The organism is Bacillus sp. FSL R5-0654, from assembly GCF_038008745.1.
In the GTDB taxonomy this organism is placed as follows: Bacteria; Bacillota; Bacilli; order Bacillales; family Bacillaceae; genus Bacillus; species Bacillus safensis.
In genome coordinates this window covers 2,054,440-2,071,149 of record NZ_JBBOZV010000001.1, presented here as the reverse complement: position 1 = coordinate 2,071,149, position 16,710 = coordinate 2,054,440, and the positions used below count along the sequence as shown (strand labels likewise).

Sequence of the window (16,710 nt, the reverse complement as noted above, 5' to 3'; positions counted from 1 at the left end):
AAGGCATGTTATCAAAAAAACAAATCAATGAGTGTTTAGATATTATAGGAGATATGTTTCCAGAGGCTGAGTGTGAGCTTGTTCATGCCAACCCATTTGAGCTTGTGATTGCTGTTGCGCTCTCTGCTCAATGTACGGACGTGCTTGTAAACAAGGTCACCAAAACGTTATTTCAAAAATATAAAACACCAGAAGACTATTTAAGTGTACCGCTTGAAGAACTCCAGCAAGATATTCGCTCGATTGGTCTTTATCGAAATAAGGCTAAAAACATTCAAAAGTTGAGCAAAATGCTGATTGAAGAATATGGCGGTGAAGTACCAAAGGACCGGGACGAGCTTGTTAAGCTTCCTGGGGTTGGCCGGAAAACAGCAAATGTCGTCGTTTCAGTCGCTTTTGGAGTACCGGCAATAGCAGTAGATACACATGTAGAACGAGTCAGCAAGCGTCTAGGCATCTGCCGCTGGAAGGATTCTGTGCTTGAAGTAGAGCAAACCTTGATGAAAAAGGTGCCAAAAGAAGATTGGTCTGTGACGCATCACCGTCTAATCTTTTTTGGAAGATATCATTGTAAGGCGCAGCGGCCGCAGTGCGAATCGTGTCCACTTCTTGATATGTGCAGAGAAGGGCAGAAGAGGCTGAAAAAAGGATTGGTGAAGCTGGCATGAGCGGGGCAGCTGTTTTCACCTCATATGTCGAAAAGCTAAAAGAAAAAAAGGTAGAGATTAAAGGTGATCGAGTAGATATACTGAGAGCCAATCCGCTCGCATATGATCTATCTTCAGAAGTTTTAACAGACGAGTTTCCATGGCAGGAAACGGAAGGATTTGTTCCTGTGATGTTTGAGCTGTGGGACGAATTAAAAGAAAAAATGCTTCCTCGTTTCCAAACAAGAAAATCCCGCTGTGAAGAAGATGATATGCTGCAAGGAATCGTCAGTATGATTGCGATGTTTTACTGGATCAAAGGGGAGAGTGTCCAAACGTTTGAATGGGAACATATCAAGCAAGAGACATTTCCTGTTGCTCCGATTAATTGGACGGAACGTTTAGAGTTCATTTTGCTAAAACCAACTCAATATCACTGCTTTATTCAATTGGACGAGCTATACACGGAATTAAAAAAGCAGTATGGAAAATATGAAGCATTAAAAAAAATCAGACAGCAGCGTTAAAAAAAGCACTTGCCATAGGAGGCAAGTGCTTTTTCATTATTCATCTTCTTTTCGAGAAGTAGCATTTGATTGCGAATTGGAACTTTGAGAGTTGGCTTTCTCATCATCTTTCTTTTTATCTTTATTATCAGTTTGCGAGTTGCTGCTGTTCCCATTTGTACTGTCTGAGCCATTTTCTGAAGAACCATTATTTCCGTTTTCTGTATTTCCACCTTGGTCTTGATCCTTATCCTTATCTTGATCTTTTTTGTCATCAGGCTTTTGCTCATCAGTGCCAGGGGGCTGATTTTTGTTATTGTCAGTTTGGTCTGTCTGTTCGTCGTCAGGCTGCTGCGGTTCTTCTTCTTCTTTATTCTCATCATCCGCTTTTTCTTCCTCATCTGCGTCATCCTTAATGGTGAGGAAGGTAGAAGCCGCTTTACTTGTGACATCATCTACAGTGGCTGTCACTTGGAATTTATAAGTGGAGCCAGGCTTCACATCAGAGATGACCGCTTCTTTAGCAGAGCTGTTTTGAATATCTTTATAGCCGCCATTATCAACTGCTTGCTTGACATTAAATGTAGCATCAGCGTCGTCAGAATAGCCCCAAGTCAGTGTGATGGATTTTTTCTCTTCATCATACACCGCTTTTAAGTCAGAAGGCTTATCGGCTTCTTTTTTCTCAAAAGTGTCAGACACTTTTGTTGGAACCGTACCTTTTACAAAGTATTCTGTTGTCTTCTTGTCACTTGGTGTATTCGGTCCGGCTAATTTTGCAGGATCGGATCCTTTTTCAACCGTAGCTTCAACGACACTGTCTGGTTTTTCAAATGAGCCGCTTCCATCATCAATTTGAGAAATTAATCGCTGGAAGACAATTTTGGCAACACGCTGCTCGTTTTCATTCAGCCATACTTTGCCGTCTGCATCTTTTGAATTACCGATTCCAGTCCAAACGGCTGCTGTATATTGCGGCGTATAACCGACAAACCACGAATCTTTTGCACCGCCAGAAGGGATATTGTGTGTCTTAATATCTTTTTCTATAAAGTTCGTTGTACCTGTTTTACCAGCTACTTGAACGTTCGGTACTTGTGCAAGTGTACCAGTTCCAGATTGGACAGCAGTTTTCAGCATATCTGTGATCATAAATGCTGTATAATCACTCATTGCTGCTTTTGAGTCCGGCGTAAGGTCAAGCTTTGTCCCATCATTAAATTCAACAGACGTGACAGCATGCGGTTCGTTATAGTATCCGTTATTACCGAATGCACTAAATGCTCCAGCCATCTTCAGGGAGGAGACACCATCGTCAAATCCACCGATTGAGTAGGACTCTGGAATGTCAGAAGGTAAGTCCATACCTAAGTTATTAGCGAATTGAACGGCATTGTCTGTACCAGCTTCTTGGAAAGCTTTTAGGGCAGGAATGTTACGTGATTGTGCCAAAGCACTTCTCATCGACATTTTCCCTAAGTGTCTTCTGTCAAAGTTATTAATCGGCGTACCGTTTGAGTACGTATACGGTGCATCATCAATTTGCTGATATGTTGACCATTTTTTGTTTTCAATGACTGGGCCGTAATCTAAGATCGGTTTGATTGTGGACCCTGGCTGGCGTTTTGCATCCGTCGCATAATTAAAGCCGCCGGCTGGTACATCACGTCCACCGCCAATGGCGCGAATTTCACCATTTTTCGTATCAAGCAGGGTCACACCCGCCTGCATCCCTTTCGTAAATCCAACTGAATCTCCATTGATGATATCATTTAGATGATCCTGTGCATTTCGATCAAGGGAAGTATAGATTTTTAATCCATCAGTTGATGCATCCACTTTGGCTTTTTTCTGTACTTCTTCCATCACTTCTTCAATGTAGGCAGAGTACTTACTAGAGTTTTGGCTCTTATATTTACTAGCTGAAACAACTGTCTTACTGACAGGGGTTGCTTTTGCAACGTCATATTCTTTTTCTGAAATGTAGCCTTGTTTTTTCATAAGGCTTAAAACGATATTACGGCGTTTTTCCGCTGCCTCGGGATGTTTCACTGGGTTATAAGCAGAAGGACTCTGCGGCATACCTGCAAGTGTAGCAGCTTGTGCAACGGTTAGTTTATTTAAATCTGTGACTCCGAAAAATTGTTCAGCTGCTTTCCCAACTCCATAAGCATAAGGAGAGAAGAAAATCCGGTTTAAATACATTTCTAAAATTTCATCTTTAGAGTATTTTTGCTCAAGCTGAATCGAGAGCCATACTTCCTGTACTTTCCGTTTTAACGTCTTTTGATTGGTTAGGAGGGAGTTTTTCACAACCTGTTGTGTAATGGTACTTCCGCCCTCAGCACCAAAGCCGTCCTCAACGTTTGCGACAAGGGCACCGCCAATACGGATTGGATCAATCCCGTGGTGCTTATAAAAACGTGCATCTTCAGTCGCAATAAATGCGTCTTTTACCACATCGGGTATATCTTTTATCGAGACATACGTTCTTTTTTCTGCACCAACTTCTGCAAACACTTTCTTGTCTTTATCATAAAGCTTTGAAGAGTATGGTGTTTTAAGCTTACTATCATCAATAGAAGGAGCGCTTGATGCAAAAACGGCAAAAGTTGTGATTCCGGCAACTAAACAAAGTAGACCGATCACGAGTAAAGATAAAAATATTTTTTTAAATAGACCTGCTTTCTTTTTGCCTTTTTTGTTCTTTTGCTTCTTATTGTTAACTTGACTTGCTTTACGTCGCTGTTCACGACTTGTAAATTGATCAGACATCACATCTCAACCTTTCGTGTTAAACCTTTTTCGAACGTAATTGCTGATTGCTTTCATCCGAAAAATGAAGTGTCTCCACTACTTTAATATAATCAATTCTTGGCGAATATCCAAGTGTCATTATGTGGCCAGCTTCCATTAATTCGTCTTTGCTAATGGATTTACGGCCGTTTTTCTTCTGCCGCTCCCAGAAGTAAAAGAGATCTGAAGCGGGCAAATAATAAACGGAGCCAAAAGCGGATATAATAACGAAACAAATGCCGCCTTGCTTTTCAACCTGTTTCATATGCTCAATTTGATGGTCGTGGAAATTTTTGAGCGGAAACGAGGTAGTGCTTTTGGTTTCCTTTGCTTCAAAATCGATATAGCGGCCTTTGTACACCCCGTTATAGTCTGTTGTGGATGATTGTTTAAAATAGGCTTCTTTAATGACAGCAGCACTTCTTTTTGGGTAATCCACATTCACAATTTGAACTGGGGTAGGCTTTTTATGAATGACTGCGATCCCGTTGACCAAATAGTATTGGTTCGTTTCATTTAAATCAGCCTCAAGCGTCATCCCGCGGTTACTATAAGAGGATTCGCCGCTGATTCTTTTTTTTGTCCCAATTTGTTGAATGGGCTGATACGATTTTCCGTTTGGATACCGAATCATCAAGTTTCAGCCTCCTTTTAATGCATTTTGTATTGGAGAGATCACCATGTTGTCCCAAGAAGAGCACATCATCACTCAGCAAATTTTGCGTGAAACGAAAGCAAAAAATAAAGACAACCTGACGAGGACAAATGCTTACAAGCGCTTTTATGACCGGCATCCAGAGATGAAATGGTCGCTGCTCGCTTCCTTTGTCTCGAGAAATGCTGGGTGGTCCATGACGGATTTAAAGGGCGAGCTCTTCCATCCAGGTTTAACGGATCAGCAGGGGCACCTTTTTTTCACAGCATATGAAAGAGCGAATTGGCTGATCTTTTCGGATGCTTACCCTCAGCTTCTTTTGTATGAATGGTCTAAAAGGTGCAGTCAACCTTTGTTTCATCTGCTTCCTTATTTCTCCGTGTCTCGGTTTATGAGCGCTGAGTGGGAACGTTTCTGGCTAAAGCGTGACACAGAGCGTCTGCTATATGCACTCATCATAAATGAACAATATACTATACAATCTCCTATTATACAAAATCCTCTTCTGAAAAAGAATGTTTTTCACTCGATTCAATATCTTTTCAGCGAGTGGGGACATTTCCAAACCGTTGTTTTTCCAACGGTGGACGGGCATTTGTACGGCATAACCATACGGAAGTTTTCCAATGTAAAGGAGCGCATTACATTAGGTAAAAAACTAGCGAAACTATTATTTCGAGCCGATTTGTTTTCGGATTTTTATCATTTTTTGCATACCGTTCCGCATACGGGGTCTCGGTTTGATTTTGAGCCGTTTTTAGGGATCGCTAGAAGGTCAACACCTTTTCTTCGGACGGTTTATCCGGTGATGACACATTCATTAGACGATCAAAGGGAAGATTGGTTTCAAAAGAAATTGAGTCCATCTTTATTTGAGGCAGAGCCGCTGCCAAAGCAGATTGATCTGACCGACTGGTATTTCCATAAAAAAAGACAGCTTCGTTTTCTTTTCTCATTAGAGCACTATTTTTTGCATAAATAAAAAGCAGGGGGTGCCTGCTTTTTTTTACGTTGATGGACGATTAGGACCGCCGAGCTTTTTATCAAGCTGATCTGGACTGTTTTCTTTCCCTTTTGGCTTTTGCTCTTTTGGTGCTGGCTGCTTTTTCATGAAATCTACCTCCTTTTGTCCTTAGAATTTACACAATCGGACGCAATCATACAAAGAAGGACAAGCATCTGTCGAAAAGGAAGAAATAGCGCTCATCTACACTTAGATTGGCGATTTGCTTCTAGTTTTGTCATGTGTGAAGGAGGGGGAGAAAGAAAAGAGAATGTAACGAGAGACAATAAAGGAGGAATCTGATGATGAGCGAATTTGTATCAAAAGAATCCATTATGCAGTTGTTAGAGGAAATCGAGCGAAAAATTGATGCGGTGGAGGAAGAGCTGTCTCTTGCTGTGAAGCAGACGAAACGTGCAGCGATAGAAGAGCAAGAACAAATAATTGACCGGCTTGAATCAGAAGTAAAGGACTGTGAAGTGAAGCTTCATGCAGCCGAGTATAAACTGGCAGCAAGACCGGCATATCACGCCGGATAGCTTTTCTATTTGAGCAATAGGTAAACGTTTGATAGGATGGTTCATAGAGGTGAACACTTTGGATAATCAAACATTACTTGAACATACACAAAACTTGAGAATATGGATCGAAGAAGCGTATAAGCAGTACCAAAAGGGAAAGGCTGAAGAGGAATACCCATCGTATGATTTTTATACGGATATTCAGCCGGCCGTTGTTACATTTGATCAGAAAATGGAGGAGTGGCTCACCGCTGCGATCTCGTTTATTGAGCAGGCCAAACCTAGATATTTACACCAAGAACAGCTTGAAGCCGTAAAAGAAAATGGTAAAGAGGTTGTCCTGCAATCTTATTTTGGTAAACAGCACGCACCCCGTGTAAAAAATTTAGTTGAGTCAGTGGTTTACACTCTGAACCTTTTAATAGAAGAAATCAAAAAGCGCAGCTAAAGACATGATGCTGCGTTTTTCTTATGGCTTCTTTAGGCACATCTTCTGCTCTTGGTCATAATATATGAGTGACATCAATATGTGTTGAGAGCGAGAGGAGCGAGATAGATGTTCCCTTATTCAAACCAGCAGCCTTATGAATTCAATCAATTCAAGCAAAGGCCTTTTCCGTATCCAGAGATGCAGCAGCAGCCTCCGCAGCCTCCAGACTATTTCATGCCGCCGTATCAAGGTGGAGGGGGAATGAATCAGGCACCATCTACTGTTTATCAGCCGCCTTATGGATACCAAGAAAACGTGCCGCTTATGCAGCCGCCTGAAGCGATGAATCCACCCCAAATGCAGCCGCCTCCAGGCATGATGCCCATGCAGCCGCCTATGAACCCTTATCCATTGCCAAGGCCGCAAAAACAGCAGCCATCTCAATTTAAAAGTGTGCTGTCACAATTCAAAAAGACGAATGGGCAATACGATTTTAACAAAATGTTTGATACAGCTGGCCAAATGATGAGTACAATGAATCAAGTAGGCTCATTGGCGAAAGGATTTACAAGCATTTTTAAAGCATAGCTAAACCCAATAGATTGAACTATTGGGTTGTTTGCTTTGGCGCAGACACATGAAGCGATTGATCTTTCCACACACTCTTCATTTTTGTCTCATCTATTTTTGCCGGCATTAAAATCGTTTTAGTAAAACTTGAATACGAGGTAGTCGTATTCGTTTTGATTTTTTCCTGTACTGATAAGTGTAAATATTGGGCTTTTACTTCTAGCGCAATGTCTCCTTCGACAAAATGGTCTGGAAATTGAATCTCGATATACACATTCTGTTCATCCTCTGTCACATTGGTCGTAATGGATGCAAGTGAATGCGATGTGGTCATGAGTGCCTCTGCACTATTTAATATCTCGTGAAACGGGGAGGATGCAAAAAATTGTTCAATCGCTTCATATAGCATATCTTCATTTGCCAGCATTTCATGTTTTTTTTCGCCTTCATGTTTCATCTGAATCACCTCTCATCTACAGCCTATGCAGAGGGGGCTCAGGCGGTTATCAATTGATGAGAGGAAAAAATTATGATTAAATAGTGTTGAATGAAGCAAGGTGTATGGGCGTAAAGTTTCATACACGAAATAGATTTAGGAAGCAAAGCTTGAAGGGAGCAAATTGACATTGCTGAAAAAATTATTCGGTTTCGGAAAAAACCAAGATGATGTAAAGGAAGAAGTCATTTATTCTCCAGTTGATGGAGAGTTAATGGATATGACTGATGTACCAGATCCCGTCTTTTCTCAAAAGATGATGGGAGACGGCGTAGCAGTAAAACCAAAAAGTGGGACGATTGTGTCACCAGTAGAGGGTGAAATCATTCAGCTCTTCCATACAAAACATGCAATTGGCATTCGAACACTCTCGGGGCTTGAGCTTCTGATTCATATCGGACTTGAAACAGTTGGGTTAAATGGTGAAGGATTTGAAGCGCACATGAAAGAAGGGGATAAGGTGAAAATCGGGGATCCTCTTATTACGTGTGATTTAGAACTGATTGAAGAGAAAGCGTCAAGTACAGTGACACCGATTGTGATTATGAACGGTGACCTTATCGAACGACTTGATAAAGAACCAAAAGGCTCTGTAGAAAAGCAGACGTCCAAGCTCTTTACAGTGAAAATGAAATAGTTCATGAAAAAAAACTACCCATTGATAGGGTAGTTTTTTATTGAGGTGAGAACATTAATCCTCCATTGGAACCCAGCCTTGACTCGCTTCCATGACAGACCACAATCCTTCTGGAATAAGATACTTGTCTTTTTGGCTGCGTTTAATGACGGTTTCAATCTCTTGTTCTCTGCCTTCTTTAATTTTCTTTGCCCAATCTGGGTCGACGATCAGCTCTCGTGCGACAGCGATGAGAGGAATTCCTTGATTGTAAGCATGGAGTGCATCTTCAGCTGTAATGACGCTGCCTACTCCAATAAGCGGAAGAGCATCGCCGCAGCGTTCTTTTAGCAGTTCCATACGTGTCTTATTAGAATCTGCGCCTCGTCTTGCTTTAGAGCCAATCTCCATTAAAGAGATATGCAAATAATCGAGGCTTTTTGTTTTGAGAACATCCACTAATGTAAACGTCTCTGTCATTGTTAAACCAGGAGTTTCTGGTTCTTCAGGAGATAACCGGTATCCAAAGATAAACGGTTTAGCCGCATGCTCTTTGATGGCCTCTTTAACTGCATCTACAACAGCAATAGGGAAAGCTAGACGTTTTTCTTCGTTTCCTCCCCATTGATCTGTACGCTGATTGCTATGCGGTGAGTAAAATTGCTGTAATAAATAACCGTTTGCCCCGTGAATTTCCACGCCGTCAAACCCTGCTTGAACCGCTCGTCTTGCCGCTTCTTTAAAGGAGTCGATAATATGCGTAATTTCCTCTTCTTTTAAAGCGCGTGCAATTTGTTTTCCATCTTTAAACACATCACTTGGCGCAACCACATCACCGTTTGGAACTAAATGAGGGAGAGCCTGAGAGCCGCCGTGATGAATTTGAATGATGGCTTTTGTTCCTTTTGCCTGGATAGCTGAAGCCAGTTTTTTCAGGCCAGGGATATCTTCATCTCTTGCGATAGAAGGCTGTCCTTCAAATGCCTTCCCATCTGGAGTCACATTCGCACATGCTGTAATGACCATGCCCATTTCACTTGATCTAGCTGTAATGAAGTCAATTTCGTCTTTTGAAATGGTGCCGTCGTCATGAGAACCGAAGTGTGTCATTGGAGCAACCACTAACCGGCCATCAATAGAGGCGCCTCCTGGAAACGTAAATGGTTCAAATAAAGGCTTAAATTCGTTTTTCAATCTGATCATCTTCTTCCTTGATAAAATCATTTCACTTTAGAAGTGTAATAGATACTGTTACAACAGTTCAAAGTATTTGCTCATAAGTCCGCATCAAAAAATTGCCGCCTAGTCATGCAAACAAATATTCGGTACACTAGAATGAGAGGTGGACGCAATATGAAAAAGAAAACAATGAACGAACTGATAGAAGAATTAAAGAAAGACGAACAGGTAGAACATTGGCATGAAATTGAAGCAAAGCCTGCACAGACCTCACCCGTTCCTGAAAGAGTGGACGACAGGCTAAAAAAGGCGCTTGAAAAACGAGGCGTGAAAGAGCTGTATATTCATCAAAAAGAAGCCTTTGAACGAGTAATGAATGGTGAGCATGTAGTAACGGTTACACCAACAGCTTCAGGTAAAACGCTTTGCTACAATCTGCCTGTTCTTCAGTCGATTGCAGAAGACCAGACAAACCGCTCTCTTTATTTATTTCCAACAAAAGCGCTCGCACAGGATCAAAAGAGTGAACTTAACGAGATCATCCACGAGATGGATGTTCCGATTCATAGTGAAACATATGACGGGGACACCTCCCCGGCCATTCGGCAGCGAGTCAGACAAGCAGGACATATTGTCATCACAAACCCAGATATGCTGCATTCAGCTATTTTGCCTCATCATACGAAATGGGTCAGTTTATTTGAGAATTTGAAGTATATTGTCATTGATGAGCTTCATACATATCGAGGCGTTTTTGGCAGTCATGTGGCTAATGTGATTCGCAGGTTAAAACGTATTTGTGCATTTTATGGAAGTGATCCGATTTTCATTTGTACTTCCGCAACGATTGCAAATCCAAAAGAGCTGGCGCAGCAGCTCACAGGGAGCAAAGTGCATCTTATTGAACGAAACGGAGCGCCTAGCGGTAAAAAGAATTTTGTGTTTTATAACCCGCCGGTGGTGAATAAACCATTAAATATTAGACAAAGCGCTGCCACTGTCGTCAACCAATTGGCTAAAACATTTTTAAAAGAAAAAATTCAAACGATCGTTTTTGCTAGAAGCAGAGTACGAGTAGAAGTGATTTTAAGTCATATTCAAGAGCTTGTGAAAAAAGAAATTGGTCCAAAATCGATTCGCGGGTATCGCGGAGGCTATTTGCCAAAAGAGCGGCGCGTGATTGAAAAGGGGTTAAGAGAAGGAGACATTCTAGGTGTCGTGAGCACGAACGCACTAGAATTAGGGGTAGATATAGGTCAGCTAAAGGTATGCATTATGACGGGGTATCCTGGCAGTGTAGCGAGTACATGGCAGCAGGCAGGACGTGCTGGAAGGCGTCATGAGGAGGCGCTCATTATCATGGTGGCAAGTTCCTCACCCCTTGATCAATATATTGTCCGACACCCTGAATATTTCTTTAATAGACCGCCTGAAGCAGCCAGAATCAATCCTGAAAATCTCATTATTTTAGTGGATCATCTAAAATGTGCTTCCTACGAGCTGCCATTTCGGACGGATGAACAGTTTGGCGGCATGGAAGTAGAGGACATTTTGCAATACTTACATGAGGAAGGGGTTCTTCATTTTAGCGGGAACCGGTATTATTGGTCAGATCAATCGTTCCCAGCGCATGGCATCAGCCTGCGGTCTGCAAGCCAAGAAAATGTGGTAATTGTGGATCAATCCGACGTAGCGAATGTTCGGATTATTGGAGAGATGGATCGATTCAGTGCAATGACACTGCTTCATGATGAGGCGATTTATTTACATGAAGGGGTTCAGTATCAAGTAGAAAAGCTAGATTACGAGCATTTGAAGGCTTATGTGAAACAAGTAGATGTAGAATACTATACAGATGCGAATTTAGCTGTTCAGCTCAAGGTACTGGAAATCGATCAGACAACAGAGAAAGAAGCAGTATCTGTTCACTACGGTGATGTGACTGTCAACGCAATGCCAACAATTTTCAAAAAAATCCGGCTCAGTACTGGTGAAAATATCGGGTCTGGACCGATTCACTTACCGGAAGAAGAAATTCATACGAGTGCGGCTTGGTTTGAATTACACGAGGCAGAGCGGAGATTTGAAGAGAAGACACTTGAACAGCTGCTGCTTGGCATCGCAAATGTTCTTCAGCACATTGTACCTGCTTTTGTGATGTGTGACCGCTCAGATATTCATGTTGTTTCACAAATTAAAGCGGCACATACCGGTAAACCGACAGTCTTTTTATATGACCACTACCCTGGCGGAATCGGTTTAAGCAAAGAAGTCCAAGCTCGTTTCGATGAAATAGCAGGTGCAGCCATTCAGCTGATAGAGCGGTGCCGCTGTGAGAACGGCTGTCCATCCTGCATTGGCATGGAAATGAAAGAGGTGAGCGGAAAAAGCAGCATTGTTGAATTGATGTCTGTATTTTAAGGGGAAGGAGGAAGATACCTACTCATGTCTTTAAAAGGGAAATTAAATCGAATGAAGAAGCACCTATCGCACAACCAGCCAAACGAAAAAAGGCAAAAAGCAGTGGAAGGGCAACCTCAGCCTGTGACGGCCGATAACATTCCATTTTTAAAGGAATGGGAGCAATTGGGAGCAGCTCCTTATCACTTTGAGGATTCTTTTTGTCTCATTCGAGAAGTCACCTATTCATTAGATGATAAGCATGGACTCTACTCGTTTGCGGAACTGCCAAAGATCATCGAGGCATGGAACAAAAGCAGCATCCAGCATTCTCTATCGGCTAAAGGTTACAAGCCGCATGAACTGTTTTTCTTTGATACAGAAACAACTGGATTATCTGGCGGAACGGGAAATATGATCTTCTTGCTAGGACATGCGCGGGTCTTTGCTGACAAAGTAGTGGTGAAACAGCACCTGCTCACAAATCCGGGAAATGAAGCGGCTCTTTATAAAAGCTTTCTCGATGAAGTGAACGTAGAATCACTCGTTACATATAATGGAAAATCATTCGATTGGCCGCAAGTGAAAACGAGACATACTTTGCTGCGAGATCAAATCCCTGCGCTTCCAGAGTTTGGCCACTTTGATCTTCTGCATGGGTCAAGACGGTTGTGGAAGCATAAATATGAACGAATGGCGCTGTCTGTGGTTGAAAAAGAAGAGCTGCACGTTCACCGGGAAGGAGACACACCGGGTTTTTTGGCACCGATGATCTATTTTCACTTTTTAAAGGAACAAAATCCGAAGCTCATTGAAGGGATTTTGACTCATAATGAATTAGACGTCCTTTCGTTAATCAGCCTCTACATTCATCTATCCAAAAAAATTCTATCTATGGATGCAGTAAAGGAGCACGATGAGAAATACGCGCTGGCTAGGTGGCATCTTGCGCATCGTGATGTACAGGAAGCTACGAAGCATTTGCGGGAATTAACAGGTGCTGATTTTGAACATGCCAATCAGGCGGCTTTTGATCTCTCCTTACAATATAAACGGCTAAACGAGTGGGATGAAGCAGTTCGAATTTGGGAAACATTATTTGAATCAAGTGATGTCCATTTAGCATTAAAAGCGGGTATAGAGCTTGCGAAGTGTAAAGAGCATCGCCAAAAAGATGCAAGGTCAGCTCTTTCCATCACGGAATCTTTATTATCTTTCTCATCGTTAAGCGAGCGAGACACAAAAGAGCTTGAGAAACGAAAAAAACGGCTATTGAGAAAAGCTGGGCAATGAAATATTATTACCCGGGAAAGCGCAAAAAATGACAACGTTCGGCTCTCGGCCGAAAATAAAAATTGTTTAGCACTTTTATTGTAGAAAGTCCGCGAATCCTGTAAAATAACGTTAGATATTGAATGAGGAGCGTATAGCATGTATAAGGGTCTTTTCTACTTGTTTTTTCTTGTGGTCATTTTGGTCGCTTTTGTGTTTTCAAACTATAAAGATATTTTTCTTGCCAACTTTTAAAATAGGTTAATGCATTAGTACATGTACACCTCTTAATTCATACATTGTTAATGTAAGAAAATAAAGGAGAGGGGAATGCTACATGTACCATCATCACCATCATTGCCATCCGAATGTTACACAGCCAATTGTTCATCCGACGAATCATTGCTGTACACACAGCGAGTCAACAACAATTGTGCCGCATATCCACCCGCAGCATGTGACAAATGTTCACCACCATAATTTCAAACATGTTCACTACTTCCCGCATACGTTTTCTCAGGTGGACCCGACAACACATCAACACTTTAACTGCGGTGGACCTTGCTGTAACAGATAAAGTGAATGGGACTTTTATAAGTCCCATTTTTTAAAAGCAGGTGAAAAAATGAAAATTATTGCTGTCACAGGGTACAAGCCGTTTGAGCTTGGGATATTCAAACAAGACGAGCCTGCACTTCAATACATAAAAGCGGAGCTTCAAAAAAGGCTGACAGCCCTTATCGAAGAAGGTCTGGAATGGGTTCTCATATCAGGCCAGCTTGGGGCAGAAATTTGGACAGCCGAAGTGGTGTTTGAGCTTCAGGAGGAATATCCAGCGTTAAAACTTGCAGTCATTACGCCATTTTATGAACAGGAAGAGCGCTGGAATGAACAAAACAAAGTGTTGTATGAAGGAATTCTTGCACAGGCCGATTTTGTAGAAAGTGTCACGCATAGACCGTACGAAAGTCCGGCACAATTTAAACAAAAGAACCGCTTTTTTATTGAAAAAACAGATGGTCTTCTCGTCTTATATGATCCCGAGCATGAGGGATCGCCGAAGTATATGATCAGGGAGGCGGAAGCCTATACCGATTACCCGATTATGTACATCACGATGGATGATCTAAGAGCGCAGGTTGAGGCGGAAGATCCGTTTTTTGATTAAAAGCAAGAGAAAATTTGACAACGTCACGTATTTCTGAAAAAATATACTATGAATTCACGATATGAGGTGAAAAAGATGCTTGCTGATAAAGTAAAGCTTTCTGCGAAAGAAATTTTAGAAAAAGAATTTAAAACAGGTGTCAGAGGGTACAAACAAGAAGAAGTCGATAAATTTTTAGATATGGTCATTAAAGACTATGAGACATTCAACCAAGAAATCGAAAAACTTCAACAAGAAAACCTCCACTTGTCAAAACAGCTTGAAGAAGCTGTTGAACAAGGGAAAAGACAGCCTGCACAGTCTAATACAACAAACTTTGATATTTTAAAAAGACTATCGAACCTTGAGAAACACGTTTTCGGCAGCAAACTTTATGATTGAGTGTTGCTGAAAAAAGCTTGTGTCAGATGTCATTGTCGTTTATAATAACGCTTATTGATTAACGTTCGGGTAATCGCTGTAATGCTATTTAGGGCATTGCAGAGGAAAGTCCATGCTCGCACGGTGCTGAGATGCCCGTAGTGTTCGTGCCTGGCGAAAAAATAAGCCAGGGCAGCCTGGGAAAGGCTGACGGCAGGAAAAATGCCTACGTCCTTTTTAGGATATGGCAAAGTATCCTTGAAAGTGCCACAGTGACGAAGTCTCACTAGAAATGGTGAGAGTGGAACGCGGTAAACCCCTCGAGCGAGAAACCCAAACTTGGTAGGGGAACTTTCTCAAAGGAACCAAACGGAGAGAAGGACAGAGAATTCTGTAGATAGATGATTACCACCTGAGTACGAGGCATTTGCCGTTTGCAGTACGATGGAACAAAACATGGCTTACAGAACGTTAAATCCGTTATAATAAACATGATGAAACAAAGCTCTCCTATTTCAACATATGGAGAGCTTTTATCTTGAATACATAAAAGGACGAGAAAACAGGTGATAAATCAATGAAAACCTATACACTCATCGCAACAGCTCCAATGGGAATTGAAGCAATTGTTGCAAAAGAAGTAAGAGACCTTGGCTATGAGTGCACAGTCGACAACGGAAAAGTGATTTTCAAGGGGGATGCTCTTGCGATTTGCCGTGCAAACCTTTGGCTGCGTACAGCAGACCGGATCAAGGTACAAGTTGCTGAATTTTCGGCTAAAACATTTGATGAGCTTTTTGAACGGACGAAAGCGATTGACTGGGCCGCTTTTTTACCAAAAAACAGTACGTTTCCTGTCATCGGGAAATCTGTTAAATCTCAGCTTGCCAGTGTGCCGGACTGCCAGCGCATCGTCAAAAAAGCCATTGCGCAAAAGCTTAAATCCTCCTACAACATTCAGTCTGAATGGCTTGAAGAAACGGGACCTGAATATAAAATCGAGATCGCTCTTTTAAAAGATAAAGCGGTTCTTACGCTTGATACATCTGGTGTAGGTCTTCATAAACGCGGATACCGCATGGATCAAGGCGGAGCACCTATTAAAGAAACGCTTGCTGCTGCGCTCGTCTTATTAACGAACTGGACACCTGACCGTCCGTTTGTTGATCCTTTCTGCGGATCAGGAACAATCGCCATTGAAGCAGCGATGATAGGACAAAACATTGCCCCAGGATTTAACCGGGATTTTGCGTCTGAATCATGGGAATGGATCGGTGAAGACGTATGGAACAAAGCGCGTGTGGAAGTAGAAGAAAAAGCAAACTATGATCAGCCGCTCCGCATTATTGCAAGTGACATCGACCATCGTATGGTAGATATCGCAAAAATGAATGCAGAAGAAGCAGGACTGAGTGAACTGATTGAGTTTAAACAAATGCAAGTAAAAGACTTTCAAACAAAAGAAGAGTACGGTGTGATTGTCGGAAATCCTCCTTATGGTGAACGACTGAGTGATAAACCAGCAGTTGAAAAAATGTATCAAGGAATGGGTGAAGCGTTTAAGAACCTAGATACATGGTCCATTTACATCTTGACGTCACACGAAAAATTCGAAGAGTGCTTCGGAAGAAAAGCGACGAAAAAGAGAAAACTGTTTAACGGATTTATCAAAACAGACTATTATCAATATTGGGGAAAACGCCCGCCTAGAAAGCAATCAACTGAATCGTAATAAAGAGCCGCACCGAAAGAAGGTGCGGCTTTTTTATGCTGAAAAGGTATAACTCTCAGCAAGACGGAATAAACTGAACTTGATTTTAAAAAAAGAGGTGTCTTCATGATTCATTATGATCAAATTCAGTTAATCCAAAAAGCACTCGCTTCGACTGCTCAAGAAATTGAAGGGCATGAAGGTGGACAATCTGCTCAGCTTACGGCAGCCATTGAAGATTTGGCGCTGGCTCAGGCATACATAGAACGTTCTGAGCATGCATTTTTAATGAAGGAAAGCTATCAGCATCGCCTGCGCTCATAAAAAAAGATTGTTTTTCCCCAGCGTAAATGGTACTATTGAATGTCTGAATGATTCAA

Annotated in this window: 19 protein-coding genes and 1 other RNA gene; 15 read left to right on the top strand and 5 right to left on the bottom strand. The window is 41.8% G+C overall.

Annotated elements, in window-relative coordinates; genetic code table 11:
• Positions 1-5 precede the first annotated feature (5 nt).
• Both nth and NSS76_RS10305 read left to right on the top strand, forming a co-directional pair.
• Positions 6-668, top strand: coding sequence for an endonuclease III (nth, locus tag NSS76_RS10310; RefSeq protein WP_024422776.1), 663 nt, complete (start codon positions 6-8; stop codon positions 666-668).
• Complete coding sequence (locus tag NSS76_RS10305) at positions 665-1,174, top strand: YpoC family protein (RefSeq protein ID WP_025093074.1); 510 nt, start codon at positions 665-667, stop codon at positions 1,172-1,174. Before nth ends, NSS76_RS10305 begins: the two co-directional genes overlap by 4 nt.
• A 36-nt stretch (positions 1,175-1,210) precedes the next feature.
• Here NSS76_RS10305 and NSS76_RS10300 read toward each other — a convergent pair whose 3' ends face one another.
• Both NSS76_RS10300 and recU read right to left on the bottom strand, forming a co-directional pair.
• Positions 1,211-3,928, bottom strand: coding sequence for a PBP1A family penicillin-binding protein (locus NSS76_RS10300; RefSeq protein WP_056767113.1), 2,718 nt, complete (start codon positions 3,926-3,928; stop codon positions 1,211-1,213).
• A gap of 19 nt (positions 3,929-3,947) precedes the next feature.
• Positions 3,948-4,583, bottom strand: coding sequence for a Holliday junction resolvase RecU (recU, locus tag NSS76_RS10295; protein WP_024428112.1), 636 nt, complete (start codon positions 4,581-4,583; stop codon positions 3,948-3,950).
• A gap of 46 nt (positions 4,584-4,629) precedes the next feature.
• On the opposite strand from recU, the gene NSS76_RS10290 reads away from it, so the two are divergent.
• Complete coding sequence (locus NSS76_RS10290; RefSeq protein WP_341082110.1) at positions 4,630-5,586, top strand: DUF2515 domain-containing protein; 957 nt, start codon at positions 4,630-4,632, stop codon at positions 5,584-5,586.
• Positions 5,587-5,610: 24 nt separating this feature from the next.
• Here NSS76_RS10290 and sspM read toward each other — a convergent pair whose 3' ends face one another.
• Complete coding sequence (gene sspM, locus NSS76_RS10285) at positions 5,611-5,715, bottom strand: acid-soluble spore protein SspM (protein ID WP_024422772.1); 105 nt, start codon at positions 5,713-5,715, stop codon at positions 5,611-5,613.
• Positions 5,716-5,912: 197 nt separating this feature from the next.
• On the opposite strand from sspM, the gene NSS76_RS10280 reads away from it, so the two are divergent.
• From NSS76_RS10280 to NSS76_RS10270, 3 genes are all read left to right on the top strand, one after another.
• A complete protein-coding gene (locus NSS76_RS10280) occupies positions 5,913-6,146 on the top strand; it encodes a DUF5446 family protein (protein WP_223251001.1) in 234 nt (77 codons plus the stop codon).
• A 49-nt stretch (positions 6,147-6,195) separates the two neighbouring features.
• Positions 6,196-6,576, top strand: a complete 381-nt coding sequence (locus NSS76_RS10275) for a YppE family protein (RefSeq protein WP_226340828.1) — start codon at positions 6,196-6,198, stop codon at positions 6,574-6,576.
• 108 nt (positions 6,577-6,684) lie between these two features.
• The gene (locus tag NSS76_RS10270; protein WP_024422769.1) at positions 6,685-7,146 is read left to right on the top strand and encodes a YppG family protein; all 462 of its coding nucleotides are present in this window, start codon (positions 6,685-6,687) and stop codon (positions 7,144-7,146) included.
• A gap of 19 nt (positions 7,147-7,165) precedes the next feature.
• On the opposite strand, the gene NSS76_RS10265 is transcribed toward NSS76_RS10270, so the two are convergent.
• On the bottom strand, positions 7,166-7,585 hold the full coding sequence (locus tag NSS76_RS10265; protein ID WP_056767106.1) for an Hsp20/alpha crystallin family protein: 420 nt from the start codon (positions 7,583-7,585) through the stop codon (positions 7,166-7,168).
• Between the two features lie 169 nt (positions 7,586-7,754).
• Here NSS76_RS10265 and NSS76_RS10260 point away from each other — a divergent pair, with 169 nt between their 5' ends.
• Positions 7,755-8,261, top strand: coding sequence for a PTS sugar transporter subunit IIA (locus NSS76_RS10260; protein WP_024422767.1), 507 nt, complete (start codon positions 7,755-7,757; stop codon positions 8,259-8,261).
• 54 nt (positions 8,262-8,315) lie between these two features.
• On the opposite strand, the gene NSS76_RS10255 is transcribed toward NSS76_RS10260, so the two are convergent.
• Positions 8,316-9,434, bottom strand: a complete 1,119-nt coding sequence (locus tag NSS76_RS10255) for an NADH-dependent flavin oxidoreductase (RefSeq protein ID WP_024428115.1) — start codon at positions 9,432-9,434, stop codon at positions 8,316-8,318.
• 159 nt (positions 9,435-9,593) lie between these two features.
• Between NSS76_RS10255 and NSS76_RS10250 the strand changes: the two genes are divergently transcribed.
• The 8 genes from NSS76_RS10250 (at position 9,594) to NSS76_RS10215 (ending at position 16,654) form a co-directional block, all read left to right on the top strand.
• Positions 9,594-11,840, top strand: a complete 2,247-nt coding sequence (locus NSS76_RS10250; protein WP_056767104.1) for a DEAD/DEAH box helicase — start codon at positions 9,594-9,596, stop codon at positions 11,838-11,840.
• A gap of 24 nt (positions 11,841-11,864) precedes the next feature.
• The gene (locus NSS76_RS10245; protein ID WP_024422764.1) at positions 11,865-13,112 is read left to right on the top strand and encodes a ribonuclease H-like domain-containing protein; all 1,248 of its coding nucleotides are present in this window, start codon (positions 11,865-11,867) and stop codon (positions 13,110-13,112) included.
• Positions 13,113-13,428: 316 nt separating this feature from the next.
• Positions 13,429-13,668: a CotD family spore coat protein gene (locus tag NSS76_RS10240; RefSeq protein ID WP_073206049.1), complete on the top strand. Its 240-nt coding sequence runs from the start codon at positions 13,429-13,431 to the stop codon at positions 13,666-13,668.
• A 48-nt stretch (positions 13,669-13,716) separates the two neighbouring features.
• Positions 13,717-14,259, top strand: a complete 543-nt coding sequence (locus NSS76_RS10235) for a DUF1273 domain-containing protein (protein WP_056767102.1) — start codon at positions 13,717-13,719, stop codon at positions 14,257-14,259.
• Positions 14,260-14,334: 75 nt separating this feature from the next.
• Positions 14,335-14,640 carry a cell division regulator GpsB gene (gene gpsB / locus NSS76_RS10230; RefSeq protein ID WP_012010336.1) on the top strand — a complete coding sequence of 102 codons (306 nt, stop codon included), beginning with the start codon at positions 14,335-14,337 and terminating at the stop codon, positions 14,638-14,640.
• Between the two features lie 61 nt (positions 14,641-14,701).
• Positions 14,702-15,088: RNase P RNA component class B (gene rnpB / locus NSS76_RS10225), an RNA gene on the top strand.
• Between the two features lie 108 nt (positions 15,089-15,196).
• A complete protein-coding gene (locus tag NSS76_RS10220; RefSeq protein ID WP_056767100.1) occupies positions 15,197-16,351 on the top strand; it encodes a THUMP domain-containing class I SAM-dependent RNA methyltransferase in 1,155 nt (384 codons plus the stop codon).
• A gap of 105 nt (positions 16,352-16,456) precedes the next feature.
• Positions 16,457-16,654 carry a hypothetical protein gene (locus NSS76_RS10215; RefSeq protein ID WP_024422762.1) on the top strand — a complete coding sequence of 66 codons (198 nt, stop codon included), beginning with the start codon at positions 16,457-16,459 and terminating at the stop codon, positions 16,652-16,654.
• The last annotated feature ends 56 nt before the right edge of the window (positions 16,655-16,710 follow it).

Coding starts and splice junctions, on each gene's coding strand:
- NSS76_RS10270 (WP_024422769.1), top strand. CDS start 6,685: ATGTTCCCTTATTCAAACCAGCAGCCTTATGAATTCAATCAATTCAAG.
- NSS76_RS10280 (WP_223251001.1), top strand. CDS start 5,913: ATGAGCGAATTTGTATCAAAAGAATCCATTATGCAGTTGTTAGAGGAA.
- NSS76_RS10265 (WP_056767106.1), bottom strand. CDS start 7,585: ATGAAACATGAAGGCGAAAAAAAACATGAAATGCTGGCAAATGAAGAT.
- NSS76_RS10250 (WP_056767104.1), top strand. CDS start 9,594: ATGAAAAAGAAAACAATGAACGAACTGATAGAAGAATTAAAGAAAGAC.
- recU (WP_024428112.1), bottom strand. CDS start 4,583: ATGATTCGGTATCCAAACGGAAAATCGTATCAGCCCATTCAACAAATT.
- NSS76_RS10245 (WP_024422764.1), top strand. CDS start 11,865: ATGTCTTTAAAAGGGAAATTAAATCGAATGAAGAAGCACCTATCGCAC.
- NSS76_RS10240 (WP_073206049.1), top strand. CDS start 13,429: ATGTACCATCATCACCATCATTGCCATCCGAATGTTACACAGCCAATT.
- NSS76_RS10215 (WP_024422762.1), top strand. CDS start 16,457: ATGATTCATTATGATCAAATTCAGTTAATCCAAAAAGCACTCGCTTCG.
- NSS76_RS10220 (WP_056767100.1), top strand. CDS start 15,197: ATGAAAACCTATACACTCATCGCAACAGCTCCAATGGGAATTGAAGCA.
- NSS76_RS10235 (WP_056767102.1), top strand. CDS start 13,717: ATGAAAATTATTGCTGTCACAGGGTACAAGCCGTTTGAGCTTGGGATA.
- NSS76_RS10300 (WP_056767113.1), bottom strand. CDS start 3,928: ATGTCTGATCAATTTACAAGTCGTGAACAGCGACGTAAAGCAAGTCAA.
- NSS76_RS10290 (WP_341082110.1), top strand. CDS start 4,630: ATGTTGTCCCAAGAAGAGCACATCATCACTCAGCAAATTTTGCGTGAA.
- sspM (WP_024422772.1), bottom strand. CDS start 5,715: ATGAAAAAGCAGCCAGCACCAAAAGAGCAAAAGCCAAAAGGGAAAGAA.
- nth (WP_024422776.1), top strand. CDS start 6: ATGTTATCAAAAAAACAAATCAATGAGTGTTTAGATATTATAGGAGAT.
- NSS76_RS10305 (WP_025093074.1), top strand. CDS start 665: ATGAGCGGGGCAGCTGTTTTCACCTCATATGTCGAAAAGCTAAAAGAA.
- gpsB (WP_012010336.1), top strand. CDS start 14,335: ATGCTTGCTGATAAAGTAAAGCTTTCTGCGAAAGAAATTTTAGAAAAA.